At 71.5% G+C, this 14,315-nt stretch carries 10 protein-coding genes and 1 tRNA gene; 8 read left to right on the top strand and 3 right to left on the bottom strand.

What is annotated here, in order from left to right; all coding sequences use genetic code 11:
• The first annotated feature begins 309 nt into the window (after nucleotides 1–309).
• Complete coding sequence (locus tag ACFRCG_RS27380; protein ID WP_380036335.1) at nucleotides 310–1,746, top strand: diaminopimelate decarboxylase; 1,437 nt, start codon at nucleotides 310–312, stop codon at nucleotides 1,744–1,746.
• Here ACFRCG_RS27380 and ACFRCG_RS27385 read toward each other — a convergent pair.
• Nucleotides 1,733–2,398: a nitroreductase gene (locus ACFRCG_RS27385; protein WP_380036222.1), complete on the bottom strand. Its 666-nt coding sequence runs from the start codon at nucleotides 2,396–2,398 to the stop codon at nucleotides 1,733–1,735. The genes ACFRCG_RS27380 and ACFRCG_RS27385 overlap by 14 nt on opposite strands.
• A gap of 525 nt (nucleotides 2,399–2,923) precedes the next feature.
• On the opposite strand from ACFRCG_RS27385, the gene ACFRCG_RS27390 reads away from it, so the two are divergent.
• A complete protein-coding gene (locus tag ACFRCG_RS27390) occupies nucleotides 2,924–4,225 on the top strand; it encodes a phosphatase PAP2 family protein (RefSeq protein ID WP_380036224.1) in 1,302 nt (433 codons plus the stop codon).
• A 307-nt stretch (nucleotides 4,226–4,532) separates the two neighbouring features.
• Here ACFRCG_RS27390 and ACFRCG_RS27395 read toward each other — a convergent pair.
• Nucleotides 4,533–4,606: transfer RNA gene (locus ACFRCG_RS27395), tRNA-Val, on the bottom strand.
• 330 nt (nucleotides 4,607–4,936) lie between these two features.
• Here ACFRCG_RS27395 and ACFRCG_RS27400 point away from each other — a divergent pair.
• A complete protein-coding gene (locus ACFRCG_RS27400; RefSeq protein WP_380036226.1) occupies nucleotides 4,937–6,901 on the top strand; it encodes a glycoside hydrolase family 5 protein in 1,965 nt (654 codons plus the stop codon).
• Between the two features lie 21 nt (nucleotides 6,902–6,922).
• Here ACFRCG_RS27400 and ACFRCG_RS27405 read toward each other — a convergent pair whose 3' ends face one another.
• Entirely contained in the window at nucleotides 6,923–7,945 is a 1,023-nt protein-coding gene (locus tag ACFRCG_RS27405) for a hypothetical protein (RefSeq protein WP_380036228.1), read from the bottom strand.
• Between the two features lie 367 nt (nucleotides 7,946–8,312).
• Between ACFRCG_RS27405 and ACFRCG_RS27410 the strand changes: the two genes are divergently transcribed.
• From ACFRCG_RS27410 to ACFRCG_RS27430, 5 genes are all read left to right on the top strand, one after another.
• Nucleotides 8,313–9,476: a serine hydrolase domain-containing protein gene (locus tag ACFRCG_RS27410; protein WP_380036230.1), complete on the top strand. Its 1,164-nt coding sequence runs from the start codon at nucleotides 8,313–8,315 to the stop codon at nucleotides 9,474–9,476.
• 61 nt (nucleotides 9,477–9,537) lie between these two features.
• Nucleotides 9,538–10,494 (top strand): PhzF family phenazine biosynthesis protein, encoded by a 957-nt coding sequence (locus ACFRCG_RS27415; protein ID WP_380036232.1) that lies wholly within the window; start codon nucleotides 9,538–9,540, stop codon nucleotides 10,492–10,494.
• Nucleotides 10,495–10,833: 339 nt separating this feature from the next.
• A complete protein-coding gene (locus tag ACFRCG_RS27420) occupies nucleotides 10,834–11,427 on the top strand; it encodes a lytic polysaccharide monooxygenase (RefSeq protein WP_380036234.1) in 594 nt (197 codons plus the stop codon).
• A gap of 242 nt (nucleotides 11,428–11,669) precedes the next feature.
• A complete protein-coding gene (locus ACFRCG_RS27425) occupies nucleotides 11,670–13,028 on the top strand; it encodes a hypothetical protein (RefSeq protein ID WP_380036236.1) in 1,359 nt (452 codons plus the stop codon).
• Nucleotides 13,029–13,362: 334 nt separating this feature from the next.
• A complete protein-coding gene (locus ACFRCG_RS27430) occupies nucleotides 13,363–13,842 on the top strand; it encodes a hypothetical protein (protein WP_380036238.1) in 480 nt (159 codons plus the stop codon).
• Nucleotides 13,843–14,315: the final 473 nt, after the last annotated feature.

A 14,315-nucleotide genomic window follows, 5' to 3' on the forward strand; every position in this document is an offset into this window, starting at 1 on the left:
GGTCCCTTGAAGACTCAACAAACACGGTAGTAACGAGGGATACGCCGGGCAACCACACGACGCGACCGAATGATGACGCGAACAGCGCACCGGATCGGTCCGGCGCGGGTGGGTCGGTGGGTGGGTCGCGCGAGGCGGGCCGGTCCGAACCGCCGCGGAGCCGCGCCGCCGAAACGACCGCGGTGAAGAGGCAGGGCGCGGTCGTCGCCCGCCACAACGTCGGGCCGACGGTTCGTCGCGCTCGACGATGTTCGGCGCGGCCGGGGTGGGGATGCTGGGCGGGTGTCCGCCGGGGCGGCGCGTACGGTGATGCCCCCGCGAGGCGGGCGTGGGCACGCGGCTGACGACGAACGACGAGCGACGAACCACGAGCGACGAGGAGATCCGGTGGAGACGACTTCCGATGCGGCTCGGCGGCGGCGCACGGCGCGGGACGCGGCGGTGGCGGCGGCCGTGCGGCAGGGGCTGCTGGGCGCGGCCGAACCGCTGGTCGGGCTGCTGGACGTGGACGGGCTGCTCGACACGGTCGCCAAGCTGCACGCGGCCTTCGCCCCGGCCCCGGTCCGGCACGCCTTCGCGGCCAAGGCGTGCGCCCTCGCCCCGGTGATGCGGCTGATGGCGGACGCGGGGATGGACTGCGAGGTCGCCTCACCCGGCGAGTTGCGGCTGGCGCTGGCGGCCGGCTTCCCGCCCGAGCGCATCGTGTACGACAGCCCGATCAAGACCGTCGCGGAGCTGGAGTTCGCCCTCGCCCACGGCATCGCGCTCAACGTGGACAACTTCCAGGAACTGGCCCGCGTCGACGCCCTGCTCGCCGGTGGGCCCGCGCCGGCGCCGCTCGGGATCCGGGTCAACCCCCAGGTGGGCCGCGGTTCGGTGGACTCCACGAGTACGGCCACGGCGACGTCGAAGTTCGGCGTGGCGCTGCGCGACGAGGGCGCGACCGAGGCGGTCGTCCAGGCGTTCGTCCGCCACCCGTGGCTGACCCGCATCCACACCCATGTCGGCTCGCTGGGCTGCCCGTTGTCGCTGATGGCCGAGGGCGTGGCGGCGGCCCACGCGTTGGCCGAGCGGGTGAACGCCGAGACGGGGCAGCGCCGGGTCACCGGTCTGGACATCGGCGGCGGCCTGCCGGTGAACTTCGCCGACGACACCGACACGCCGACCTTCGCGGACTACGTCGCCGAGCTGCGCCGGGCCGTACCGACCCTGTTCGACGGCCGCTATGACCTGATCACCGAGTTCGGCCGCTCGATCTTCGCCAAGAACGGCACCGTCGCGTCGATCGTCGAATACACCAAGACCACCGGCGGCCGACGCATCGCGGTCACCCACGCGGGCGGCCAGATCCTCACCCGCGCCATGTCGATGCCCGAGGCGTGGCCGATCCGCATCGACGCGTTCGACGCGAAGGGCCGGCCGAAGTCCGGCCCGACCGAACCCCACGACATCGCGGGCCCGCTGTGCTTCGCGGGCGACCTCTCGGCGATCGCCCGCGACCTGCCCGTACTCGAACCGGGCGACATCCTCGCCCTCCACGACACGGGCGCCTACTCCCTGTCCACCCACTTCTCCTACAACTCGCTCCCCCGCCCGGCCATCCACGGCTACCGCACCACCCCGACCAGCGAAACCACCTTCACCCCGATCCGCCCGGCCCAGACCCTCACCGAGGTCCTCACCGACAGCGGCACAACCCACATCGAATCCCTGACCACCACGACACAGCGGATCAGTCCGTCATGAAGGTCGTCGTCTCGGTGATCGGGGCCCGGTCCGTGCGGAAGGGACGCGTGGTCGGGTCCTCGAAGCCGATCGACATGCCGCAGTACAGAATCAGCCCCTCCGGGGGTGACACGACCTCCGCGACGGTCGCCCGATACACCGACCATGCCATCTGCGGGCAACTGTGCAGGCCCTCCGCGCGAAGCAGCAGCATGACCGTCTGGAGATACATGCCGAGATCGGCCCACTGGGCGGATCCCATCTCGCGGTCGATGAAGCAAAAGAGCGCGGCGGGCGCCCCGAAGCAGTCCCAGTTCGCGGTCACGGCCTGTGCACGCGCCCGCGTGTCCCGACGCGAAATGCCGAGCGCGCCATAGCGCTGCTCGGCAGCCGCGAACCGCCGCTCGCGGTAGGGCGCGCCCAGTTCGGACGGGTACATCTCGTACTCCCGCGCGTCTCCGGGATCACCCGCGACCACCCGCTCGGCGGTGCGCTTCTTGAGCCGATCCAACGCCGAGCCGGTCAGCACGTAGGTGTTCCAGGGCTGAAGATTGGCCCCGGAAGGCGCCCGGGACGCAGCGGACAACACCCGTTCCAGCACCTCCCGCGGAACCGGATCGCCGGTGAAACCGCGCACCGCACGCCGAGTCGCCACGGCCTCGTACACATCCACGCACAACCACCTCCCACGCCCCCTCACCACGCCCACCTACACCTGTGACGACTCGGGGAACAAAGAGGTGACCGCGGCGTCCGGTAGTGGCAGGCCGACTCCAGGCCGGGTAGCGCCGGCAACAGCGGTGGTATCGGCGTCCGTTGCACCACCGTGTCCGGGATGACCAGCGTCTCGTCGGCCGGCACCGCCGAGTCGCACGGGCCCGTGTCGCGGCCGAGCGGGCCGTGTCGTCGTCGACCGGGTGGGGCGGGTCGGGTCACGACTCGACTTCGCCGTTCCCTCTCCCGGTCGACAGCCGAGGCGGGACACTACCCGTCGACGGTCGGCGAATCGCAACGACGTGATGAACAGCCGGGGGCCCGCGTCGAACACCCCCGAGAACGCGGGCGAGCCGTGGCTGCGATATTGGAGCACGGCTTCAGTGCTCCAGCGGACTTCGATATGTTGCCAAAATCTAATGAATCGGCCAAGTAATTGACATCCATAATACCGCGAACAGTCTCGCGAATAAGTGGCAGGACCATGGTCGCCGTGCGGCGCCGACCGCAGGCGATTCGGTGGGGCGCAGCCGGGGTTGCGGTCCTCGGATTTCTCATCACGATGGAGATTTTCGCACGTCGCTACGGGCTACCGGGGCCGATCACCGGCCAGGCGCGCGAGGTGATATTCGCTCCCCGTTCGGGGCAGCTGCTGTATGCCGGTTTGACGTTGACGATGGTGGTTCTCACCTGGCGGCAACGGTTTATCGCGGTGGGTGCGGCAATCGGCATCGACATCGCCTTCTGGCTGGTGCGGTGGGTGGTCGACGCCAGAATGAACTACGGCAACGGCGCGTTGTGGGTGATTTTCGGCTGTGCGGTCTTTGCTCTCACGCGCCGCACCGGCCGGGAACGCGTCCTGATGCTGAAGGGCGCCGGACTGGGACTGCTACTGGTGGCGGGCCACAAGACCGGCGCCACCTGGCTGCTCATCACGTCGGAGACCCGCCCGGCCGTGCTCGACCAGTACGTGGCGACCGCCGATCACGCGCTGAACGACCCGTCGTGGCTGGCCGGCCGGATGGTCGCGGCCACCGACCCGATCAGCACCCATGTCCTCGGCACCGTCTATGGTCAACTTCCCCTGGCAGCGGCGATCGTCGCGCTGTACCAACTGCGAAACGTGGTGGTCGAGCGCCGCTTTCCGAGCCATCACCTGGTGCGCACCTTCCTGGCCATCGGCCTGCTCGGGCCGGGCATCTACATGATCTTCCCGGTGGTCGGACCGGTCTTCGCATACGGCCCCGACGGCGGGCCCTGGGCAGTGGCCGACCTGTGGCCGAACGCGGTGCCGTCGATCAGTACGCCACTCCCGATGCAGTTCGACGACATCACCCCTCGCAACTGCATGCCCAGCCTGCACACGGCGTGGGCCACCATAATTTTCGTTCACTCTCGCAAGGGCTCGCGGTTTATCAGATTCGCAGGAACGTTCTGGCTGATCGCCACGCTCGCGGCCACGCTGGGATTCGGCTACCACTACGGCGTGGACCTCGTGGCCGGTGTGGTATTCGCGCTCACGATCGAGACCGCAATGCGCTCACTCGACCGCGGCTGGGACTGGCAAGGAATTCGTCTGGTCGTCTACGGCGCGACGGTTTTCGCTGCGCTCCTGGTGTCGTACCGCTATCTGCCGATGGAGATGGCGAGCTATCCGTGGGCGTTTGGACCACTGCTTGTTCTGGCGATGATCTCGGTCATCTGCGCCTATGTGTGGACCACCAACGTGTGGGACCCGAAGACCGCGCCGGCGGAGCAACCGGAACCGCAACTCCAACCGGCGTGACCACCGTGCGCCCGGTCACGCCACCACCGACCGTGTGCTCAGCGTTTCACCGCCCGTGAACATGACTCTGCCCGGAATCCGGGTGCCCCCGTGCGCGAGCACGACCGACAGGCACGCTCGGGGCTGTTCCGTGGATCGATACAGCTGCCAAGGTGTCCGTTTCGCTCCGCCCCCGCCCGAGTGGGCGGGAACCGCATCGGGATATCGCGCACACACGCCACCCCACGCGGCCTTCCACTCGGCGGGGGCACCGGCCCGGAACATGAAAAAGCCCAGGTCAGCGCGCTGACCTGGGCTTGATTTCGAGTGGGCACAGACAGACTCGAACTGTCGACCCCTGCTTTGTAAGAGCAGTGCTCTAACCAACTGAGCTATGCGCCCGGATGTGAGAGGACAGCCTACCGAATCCGCGGGGGTGCGTCGTGCCGGATCGGGGTGGGGGTGGTCACGTCGTGGGGTGGCGGGGCCAAGGTGGGCGAAGTGGGGGGGCTCGGGGGTGGCTGGGTGGGGCTGGAGTTCGTTGGGTTGGGGTGGGAGGGTCTAGCGGCTGTGGCCGTGCACGGGCATGGGCACGGCTCGTCCGCTGCCTCGCGGGCCGGCCTGGTTGGCCGGGGCCGCGTGGACGTGGGTGTCGAGGCGGGGCTGCCGGTGCTGTCGTCGTAGGGCGGTTGCACGGGCCGGTTCCGAAACCCCTGACCGAGGCAGGTACTCATGCATCGCAACCGGCACCGACCGCTCGTCCGCGCCGCTCTCGCCGCGTGCACCGCCGTCACCGCGCTCACCGGCGGCCTCCTGAGCACCACCCAAGCCGACGCCGCCGCCCCAGCCACCCCAACCGCCTCCGCCCCAACCGCCTCCGCCCCCGCCGCCCCGACCACCGCCTCCTGGGCCGCCCCCCTCTCCGCCAGTGGCCGCTGGATCGTCGACGCCAACGGACAACGATTCAAGCTGCGTTCCGCCAACTGGGCGGGCGCCCAAGGCACCTGGAACGGCTCCGGCGACATCGCCGACCCCGCCAACCACCACAGCGGCGAGAACGCGAACGGCATGCCGCTCGGCCTCGATCGGGCGAGCCTGCCGTCGATCCTGGCCGGCTTCCACGCGGTCGGCGTCAACAGCATCCGCCTGCCCTTCTCCAACGAAATGGTGCACGCGAGCACCCCCGTGCCCGACGCCGCAGTCGCCGCCAACCCCGAACTGCGCGGCAAGACCCCGCTCCAGGTCTTCGACGCCGTGGTCGCCGCATTGACCGCCGACGGCTTCGCGGTCGTGCTGAACAACCACACCGGCACCACCCGTTGGTGTTGCGGCCTGGACGGCAACGAACGCTGGAACACCTCGCGCAGCACCACCGACTGGGCGAACGACTGGGTCACCATGGCGAGCCGCTACCGAACCAACAAGCGGGTCGTCGGCGCCGACCTGTACAACGAGGTCCGCCGCAACATCACCGACGACCCGAACTGGGGCTGGGGCAACGACAAGGACTGGCAGGCCGCCTCCCTCCTGGCGGGCAATCGCATCCTCACCGAGGCCAACCCGGACCTGCTGATCATCGTCGAGGGCATCAACTGGACCGGCATCCCGCTCGACGGCCTGCCGCACGGCCGCCCGACCCTGACCCCGGTCCGCACCCTGTCGCACACCCTCGTCGACCCGAACAAGCTGGTCTACTCGGCGCACTTCTACGGGTACACCGGCCCCAACCACAGCGGCGCGTACGGCACCGGCGAGACCCACGACGCCCGCTACCAGGACCTGACGCGTGATCAACTGTTCGCGGAGATAGACCGATCGGCGCAATACGTGACCACCGACGGGCAACACCACACCGCCCCCGTCTGGATCAGCGAGTTCGGCACCGGCGCGGAGGAGACCGACCCGGCCGCGCGGGCCTGGTTCGCCAACTTCACCGACTACCTCGTCGCACGCGATCTCGACTTCGCCTACTGGCCGTTGCTCGGCTGGAAGGGCAACGGCCGGGGAGACTCCTGGGCCCTCCTGCGCTACGACCCCAACGGCGTACGCAGCGGCATCCTCGACGACCCGAACGACTGGCGCGCCGCCGCCTGGACCAGGCTGATCGGCGCCGCCGGCCGCACCGGCCCGATCGCCCCGTCCGCCCGGTGGAACATGCTCGACCTGGGCAGCACCGACGCCCAACCGTCCCTGCGCATGCGCGCCCGACCGGACTGGGACTCCGGCGCCCGCAAGGGCGTATGCCCCGACGGCGAGCGGATCATCGGCCTGGCCCACACCGGCAACCGGGGCCTGTGCACCACGATCGGCGGCCCCGACCTCGGCGCGCCGGGTGCCGAGACCACGGTGGTGCGCGACGAATCGTACGTGCGCGACGACTGGGCGACGGGCTACACCAAGCTCCAGTGCCCCACCGGCATGGCGATCACCGGGTACAGCGTGCGCGGCGCGAGCGTCTCCGCGGCCCTGTGCACCCGACCCGCCGGCGCCCCGCTCGGCACCCGGGCCCGCACCCTGTGGTTCGACCGAGGCGACAACCGCCCGGCGAACGGCACCAACGGCACAGGCGGTGAGTTCGCCTCCGGCGCGTACAAGGGTCAGTGCAACGCCGACGAGTACGCGGCCGGCGTCGCCTTCACCCGCCGAGTCGGCTCATCCGGCACCCCGGACGCCCTCCTCTGCACCCGCCTGAGCTGAACACCACCAACCACCAACCACCTACCGCCCCGCGCTCGTGCCCCCGCTCACGCCCCCGCTCCCCCCGCCCGCGTCCGGCAACTGCGAGGGCTCACCCGTCGGCACGGGCGGGAGCGCGGTGCTGCCCGGCAGGTCCCGATTCCACGGCGTCCGAGGAGTGCCGGTCGGGGCCTGTCCCCGGAAATCGAGCATCTTCGCCCGCGCGGCCAGATTGATCTCCGGAGCGACCCAGAGCGCCCAACTCGGCGACATCACGATGTCCCGAAGCTGCTTGATCGACACGATCGCGTACCCCGGCATCCCCACGATCCCGACGTCGATCCTCGACGTCGACGTCGCCGAAACCCGCACACCGTCGCGCCGGATCACCTGCGCGGCCCATGCCGAGGGTTCCTTGCTGCCGGGATCCGCCGTCTGCCCCTCGGGCCGAGTCTGCGCGAGGTAGCCGTGCGTACCGTCGGATTCCACGAAGACATCACACAGGCGGTACACCTTCCGTACCGCCGCGCAGTCGTCACCCGCGGGATCCTGACCGCTCGCCTGCACCGTCACCGTGAGCGTCGCCGCTCCCTTGTTGGTCACCACCAGCATCGCGGCGAACGCACCCACCGAAGTCGGGTCCCCCGTCTTCGGCACGATCCCGGCCCCGGTGGGGTCCCGCATGTTGTCGCCCATCGGCATCTGTCGCAGGATCCGCACGATCTCCTGCGGCGAGACGACTTCCTTGCCCGCCGGCGCAACGGTCGCCGGATCGGGAGGAGGACTCGTACTCGGCCCGGGCGCACCGCTCTGCACGCCCGCCGGCCCCGACGTCGCCCGTACCGCCGACCGGCCGTCGTCCATCCCCGGGAGCACCACCGCGGCGGCCCCGCCCAGCGCCACCACCGCCAGCGCCGACGCGCCGATCCGCATCCGACGCGCCCGGCGCATCCGTCGCCCCCGGGTGATCCCGCCCGCGACCAACCCCGCGGGCGGGATCAATTCGGTCGCCGCCCCGCGCATCGCGGCGGCCAACTGCTGCTCCTCAGAACCCGGGGATCCCATCGGCCTGCTGTCTCCTAGACATCCGTTCCACCACGTGTCGTGCCCCGCCCCGAGCGGTGTCGGCAGGTCGCCCGCTCCCGACTCGGATCGGGCGGCCGTTCCGTTCCGTTCCGTACCCTTCCGTGCCGGATACGGGCGCGACCACGGAGCGCGACCGGCAACCCGCCGGACCGCGCCGCATGCCGCCCGCTCACCCACTAGATAGAACGCAGTGGACCCCACGGCGCGTCACGGAAATTCGCCCGGAACATGAAGTACGTTCCACGCCAAGGCAGTTGAATTCCGAAGCCACGATATTGAACCGCACCCCACGCCCTCCGCGCGCACGCGCAGCCGACCCGCACATCGCCCCCGAGGAGCCGATCCGATGAATTCGAACACTCCCGACGACCTGCGAACGCTGCTCGAAACCCACATCGCCGAGGGAACACTCCCGGGCGCCGTCGCCCTGATCGCCCGCGGCGACCGCGTCGAGGTACGGGCCGCCGGCTCCCTCGACACCGCCGGCACCGCCCCGATGGCCCGGGACTCGATCTTCCGCATCGCGTCCCTCACCAAGCCCGTCGTCGCCGCCGCCGCCATGATGCTGATCGAGGACGGCCGGATCACCCCGGACGACCCGGTGGACGACCTCCTCCCGGAACTGGCCGACCGAAGCGTGGTCCGCACACCCACCGCCGCGATCGACGACGTGGTCCCCGCCGATCGTCCGATCACCGTGCTCGACCTGCTCACCTTCCGGGCCGGCTACGGCTTCCCGAGCGACTTCTCGCTGCCCGCGCTCGCCCCGCTGATGGAGAAGCTGGGCCAGGGTCCGCCACAGCCGCAACAGGTCCCCGCGCCCGACGAGTGGATGGCGCGGCTGTCCGGCATCCCGCTGCTCCACCAGCCGGGCGAGGCCTGGCTCTACAACACCTGTTCGGACATCCTCGGCGTACTGATCGCCCGGGCGTCCGGTCGTCCACTGCCCGAATTCCTCGCCGAACGACTGTTCGAACCACTCGCCATGGTCGACACCGGCTTCGCGGTACCGCCCGCCGACCTGGAGCGGTTCACCACCTGCCACCTCGCCGACTCGGACGGCACCCTCCGCACCGTCGACGGTCCCACCGGCCAGTGGAGCACCCCACCCGCCTTCCCGTCCGGCGGAGGCGGCCTGGTCTCCACCGTGGACGACTACCACGCCTTCGCCCGCCTGCTCCTCGCCGAGGGCACCGTCGCCGGGCGGCGTCTGCTCTCCCCGGAGTCGATCCGCCGGATGACCACCAACCACCTGACCCCGGTGCAGCGCAAGGCCACCGACCTGTTCCTGGAGGGCCAGGGGTGGGGCTTCGGCGGCTCCGTCGACATCGAGGCCGTCAACCCGTGGAACGTCCCCGGCCGCTACGGATGGGTCGGCGGCACCGGCACCACGGCCCACATCGTCCCGGCGACCGGCAGTACCGCCATCCTGTTCACCCAGGTGCAACTCGCGGGCCCCACTCCGCCCGCCGTGATGCGCGCGTTCTGGCAACTCGCCGCCCACGCCTGACCCCACGACCCGCCGGCGGTCGCGGGAATCGTCCCGCCACCCGGCAACGTTGCCCTGCGACATGACGACATCGGACCCGGCACCCATCACCGCCGCCGCCCCACTTCGCTACACCGCCTTCTCCACCGACCCGAACGGCGGCAACCCCGCCGGCGTGGTCCTTGACGCCGGCGCCCTGACCGACCGGGACATGCTCACGATCGCCGCCGAACTCGGCTACTCCGAGACAGCGTTCCTCACCCGCACCGAAGCCGGACCCGAACCCACAGCCACAGCCACAGCCACAGCCACAGCCACAGCCACAGCGGAAGCCCCGGCCGAAGCCCATCGCACCTACACCGTCCGCTACTTCAGCCCCCTCGCCGAGGTCTCCTTCTGCGGCCACGCCACCATCGCCGCCGCGATCGCCCTCGCCGAACGCATCGGCCCCGGACCGCTCGCCTTCACCACCCCGGCCGGCCTCGTCCCGGTCGACGTCACCCCCGGCCCCGACGGCCGGCTCCGCGCCACGCTCACCAGCGTCGAGCCGCACCACACCCCCGCCCCGGCCGCCGACGTCGCCGAGGCGCTGGCCCTGCTCGGCTGGAGCGCCGACGACCTCGACCCCGAACTGCCACCCGGCTACGCCTACGCCGGTGCGCACCACCTGATCCTGGCCGCCGCGACCCGATCCCGCCTGGCCGACCTGGACTACGACTTCGACGGCCTCGCCGCCTTCATGCGGGCCCGCGACCTGACCACGCTGCAACTGGTGCGACGCACCTCGGCGGACACCTTCCACGTGCGCGACCCCTTCCCGGTCGGCGGCGTGATCGAGGATCCGGCCACCGGCGCCGCCGCGGCGGCCCTCGGCCACTACCTGCGCGCCCTGTCCCTGGTCCCCGCGCGGGCCACCCTCACCCTGCACCAGGGCGACGACCTCGGCCGCCCCGGCGTACTCACCGTCGACCTCGACGAACACGACCCCCGCGTCCGCGTCTCCGGCCCGGCCGTCCCGATCCCCGACCCGGCCGGCTGAGCCCGTGACCGACGCCGCCGCCCACCCGCGCCGTCGACGGCCCCGATCCGGGTTAGCCAATTTGTGCCGTACGTGGTCCAGACCATTGACCGACCGGAATCACCGCTTCTAGCGTGAAAGAGCGCCCCCGGTAACGAAGGCACGCGACTCGCGCAGGTCGCACCCGACACGATCCGCACCCGGATCGTGTGGTTCCACGTTCGGATGCGGATGTCGACGTCCCATCGACTCGCGACATCCGCGCTCCGGCGCACGTGCGCACGCGCGCGGACCGTTTCGAGGCCGCGTCCGAACGAGTCTGCCCGTCCCGGCACGACTGCGTTCACGAGGAGAAGTTCGATGCGCAAGAGCACCATTCTGGCCACGCTGAGCGCTTCGGTGCTCGCCCTGCCGTTCCTGCTGCCGGCGTCCTCCGCCTCCGCCCACGGGTACATCTCCAGCCCGGCCAGCCGCTCCGCGTTGTGCGGCGAGGGCAAGGTCAAGCGCTGCGGCGACATCCAGTGGGAGCCGCAGAGCGTCGAGGGCCCCAAGGGCTACCCCGCGGGCGGACCGCCCGACGGGCAGCTGTGCGCCGGCGCTGACGGCCGCTGGGCCCCGCTCGACAACCCCCGCAACGGCGCCTGGCCGGCCACCCCGCTCACCTCCGGGGCCTCGTTCAGCTTCACCTGGGAGATCGAGGCCCGGCACTCGACCACGTCGTTCCGCTACTACATCACCAAGCCGAGCTGGAATCCCGCGACTCCGATCAGCCGCGCCCAGATCGAGAGCACCCCGTTCCTGACCGTCCCCTACCACGGTGCCCAGCCCGCCGCGCACCAGGTGCACACCGGCACCCTCCCGGCCGGCCGCACCGGCCGCGCGCTGATCTTCGCCGTCTGGGACATCGACGACACCGACAACGCCTTCTACTCCTGCTCCGACGTGACCTTCTGACCGAAGCCCCACCGGTACCACCCCGTCACACCCCGCCCGGCGGTCACCCACAAGACCGCCGGGCGCGCCACGCCCACACCCCACGCCCACGCACCCGCCCCCACCAGGCCCGACGGCCCACCCCCCACACCGCCCCCGAGCGCCTCGTCCGACCCCGGACACGCGCCGAAGGGACGGTTGGTGGACCTCCATCGGACGGCACCTGGAAGGATGGGCAGGATGGAGTGCGCACAGTTCACACGGTGACGGGAGCAGGCGTGGTGGTCGGATCCGCACGACGGTCCCTCGGGGGCGGCCTTCCCCTGTCGATCACGCTCGCGCCGCTGCTCTTGGCGCTGCTCCCGGGCGCGTTCGCCGGCGGCGAGACCCGCCCGTGGCGCCGGCGCAAGGACGCCGCCCGCTCGGCCGCGCTGGCCGCGCGCGAGGCGGCGGGCGAGGCGTTCCTCCAGCTGGACACCGCACAGCGGGACATGATGCTCTCGCTGGAGACGGTCCGAGCCGTGCGCGGCGCGCGCGGCACCGAGGACGCGCTGCGCGGCTTCGCCGCGGTGAGCCTGCGGATCGACGAGGCGAGCGCGGCCTACATCGCGCTGATGGACCGGCATCCGCTCGACGTGGAGCTGGAGACCGACGAGTACGAGTCCGCCCGGCGGGAGTTGGCGGAGGTTGCGAGCCGGCTCGACGCCGTGCGCCAGGAGTTGGACCGCTTCGGCACCTCGCTCGGCCCGCTGCTCGCCGACGCCGAACAGGCGCTCGGCCAACTGCCCCCCGCCGTGGACCGGGCCCGTCGCGCCGCCGCCGAGGCCGAACAGGCGGTCGCCGAGACCCAGCGGGCCGGCCTCGGCTCGACCACACTCACCACCCGACTGGCCGCCGTACGCGCCGACCTGACCGAGCTGGACCGGGGCCCGGCCGCGCTCGGCATCCCCGGCACGCTGGAGGTGGCCCGGCGGATCGAGACCGCGGCCGGCGAGCTGCGCGCGGAGGCCGAGCGGCTGCCCAGGCAGCGCGAGGAGGTCACCAACCGGCTGTCCTCGCTGCGCACCCGCGCCCAGGCTCTGGAATCCCGCCTGGGCACGATCGAGCCGGCCCTGCACCGGCTGCGCCGCGACTACGTACAGTCCTGCTGGGCCGACCTGGAGCAGGTCCCGGCGCGCACTCGCCAGTCCCTGGGCGTGGCCCGCAGCCGCCTGGAGGAGGCCGGCGCCGCGGCCGGGCGCGGCGAGTACGCCGACGCGGTCAGCCGGCTCGCCACCGCCCGGGCCACCCTCAAGGACGCCGACGAGGCGATGGCCTCGGTCAACGACCGGCTGCACGCGCTGGAGGAGGTGGCCCGCGACCCGGAGGCCGAGTTGGAGCGCACCCGATTCGCGCTGCGCGACGCCCAGCGGCTCGCCCTCGGCGGCCGGGCCAACGCCGAGGAGCGCTACGCCCGCCGGTTGGACGCGCTGGTGTACCGCCTGGAGGCGATCGCCGCGGAGCCGGAACAGCCCCGCCCCGACTGGTGGCGCTTTCTCAGCGAGACCCGGGACATCCGCGCCGAGGTCGCGGCCACCGTGCAGGTGATCCGCGAGGACCGGGCCGGCCCCGGCCCGCACTGACGCCAAACCCGGACACTACGCACAGCGATCATCGGCCGCCCGAAAGCTGACATTTTCCGCAGTCGGCGCACATTCGGCAACTCCACGTAGCGATTTCGTCGCCACGTTCGACCGGTCGGGTAAAGAATCGGCACCGGTGGCCACTTTCCCGAAATTCAAGGTTTAAAGTCGACGGACCGGCCGTCTTCGGGACCTTGGTCCCGATTTCACGGGGGCGAGACCCCGTGGCGCTCGGGTGCGAGACCCCGGGCGCTCGGGGCGGAGAGCCGAGGCGCCGGGGACGGATCCCGCGCACCGCGCCGGCGACCACGATGCTGACACCGGGAAGTCGCACATGCCCGTGCTCTTGATGCTGCTGTTCGTGTTTCTCCTCGTCCTGGTGCCGCCCTGCCTGCGCGCGCTGCGCCGGGCTCCGCGGACGGCTCCGGTGTTGCCCCTGCACACCGACGACATGACCGACATGCACCGCATGATGGCCGTCGCCTACGAGGAGGAGCGCGCGGTGCTGCATCACCGGGCGGTCAGCTGGCTGCACTCGCTCGGGCGCGGTCCGCTGCGGGTGACCGACGCCCAGGCGGCGGCCGGCAACCGAGGTTGCGACCTGGTCACCCTCGGCGACGGCACGGTGCTCGGCCTGTCCTCGACCGGGGTGGTCATGCACGAGTTGTGCGGCGCGCTCGACCGGTTCACCGAGGTCGCGCTGACCCGGGTGCGCGCCGCGCGCGACGGCTTCGAGCTGACCTTCGACATGGAGTGCGGCCGACAGCTGCACGCCCGCGCCGAACTACTGACCGTCCGCGGCGCCTGCGTCTGACCGGTCCGGCGCCACTCCGCCCCGCGCCACCCCACCCGGCGTCGAAACCGCGTCCGGCCGGCACTCGCGCACCGTGTCCGCGCAGCGCCACCGTCGCCGCACAGCCGACACCCGGCGCCAGGTCGTACATCCGCACCGCATCCTGCCCGCGGTGCGGATGTACGACCCGGCGCCGGATGGTCGACCGCCACGAGGTCGCCCGACACCCCCGCCACCTCCGGCGGGTCCGGCCAGTCCAACAATCGGGGCGGCTCGCCCACGCCGGACACCGTCAACCGGCGCGGATCGACGGTCGGACCGAGCCCGTACACCTTGAGCAATGCCTCCTCGCGGGTCCACCGGGTGATCGCGTCGGCCGCCCGCAGGCGCGCCGGGAGCCGGTCCCGCGCGGCCGGCTCGGCGCTGGACAGCGTGCCCTCGACGGTGGCGATCCGCTCCCCCGCGTGCGAGATGGAGAAGTCGAGCCCGGCCGG

The organism is Embleya sp. NPDC056575 (assembly GCF_042793325.1).
Taxonomy (GTDB): Bacteria; Actinomycetota; Actinomycetes; order Streptomycetales; family Streptomycetaceae; genus Embleya.

Coding starts and splice junctions, on each gene's coding strand:
- ACFRCG_RS27430 (WP_380036238.1), top strand. CDS start 13,363: ATGCCCGTGCTCTTGATGCTGCTGTTCGTGTTTCTCCTCGTCCTGGTG.
- ACFRCG_RS27410 (WP_380036230.1), top strand. CDS start 8,313: ATGAATTCGAACACTCCCGACGACCTGCGAACGCTGCTCGAAACCCAC.
- ACFRCG_RS27380 (WP_380036335.1), top strand. CDS start 310: ATGCCCCCGCGAGGCGGGCGTGGGCACGCGGCTGACGACGAACGACGA.
- ACFRCG_RS27415 (WP_380036232.1), top strand. CDS start 9,538: ATGACGACATCGGACCCGGCACCCATCACCGCCGCCGCCCCACTTCGC.
- ACFRCG_RS27400 (WP_380036226.1), top strand. CDS start 4,937: ATGCATCGCAACCGGCACCGACCGCTCGTCCGCGCCGCTCTCGCCGCG.
- ACFRCG_RS27405 (WP_380036228.1), bottom strand. CDS start 7,945: ATGGGATCCCCGGGTTCTGAGGAGCAGCAGTTGGCCGCCGCGATGCGC.
- ACFRCG_RS27390 (WP_380036224.1), top strand. CDS start 2,924: ATGGTCGCCGTGCGGCGCCGACCGCAGGCGATTCGGTGGGGCGCAGCC.
- ACFRCG_RS27420 (WP_380036234.1), top strand. CDS start 10,834: ATGCGCAAGAGCACCATTCTGGCCACGCTGAGCGCTTCGGTGCTCGCC.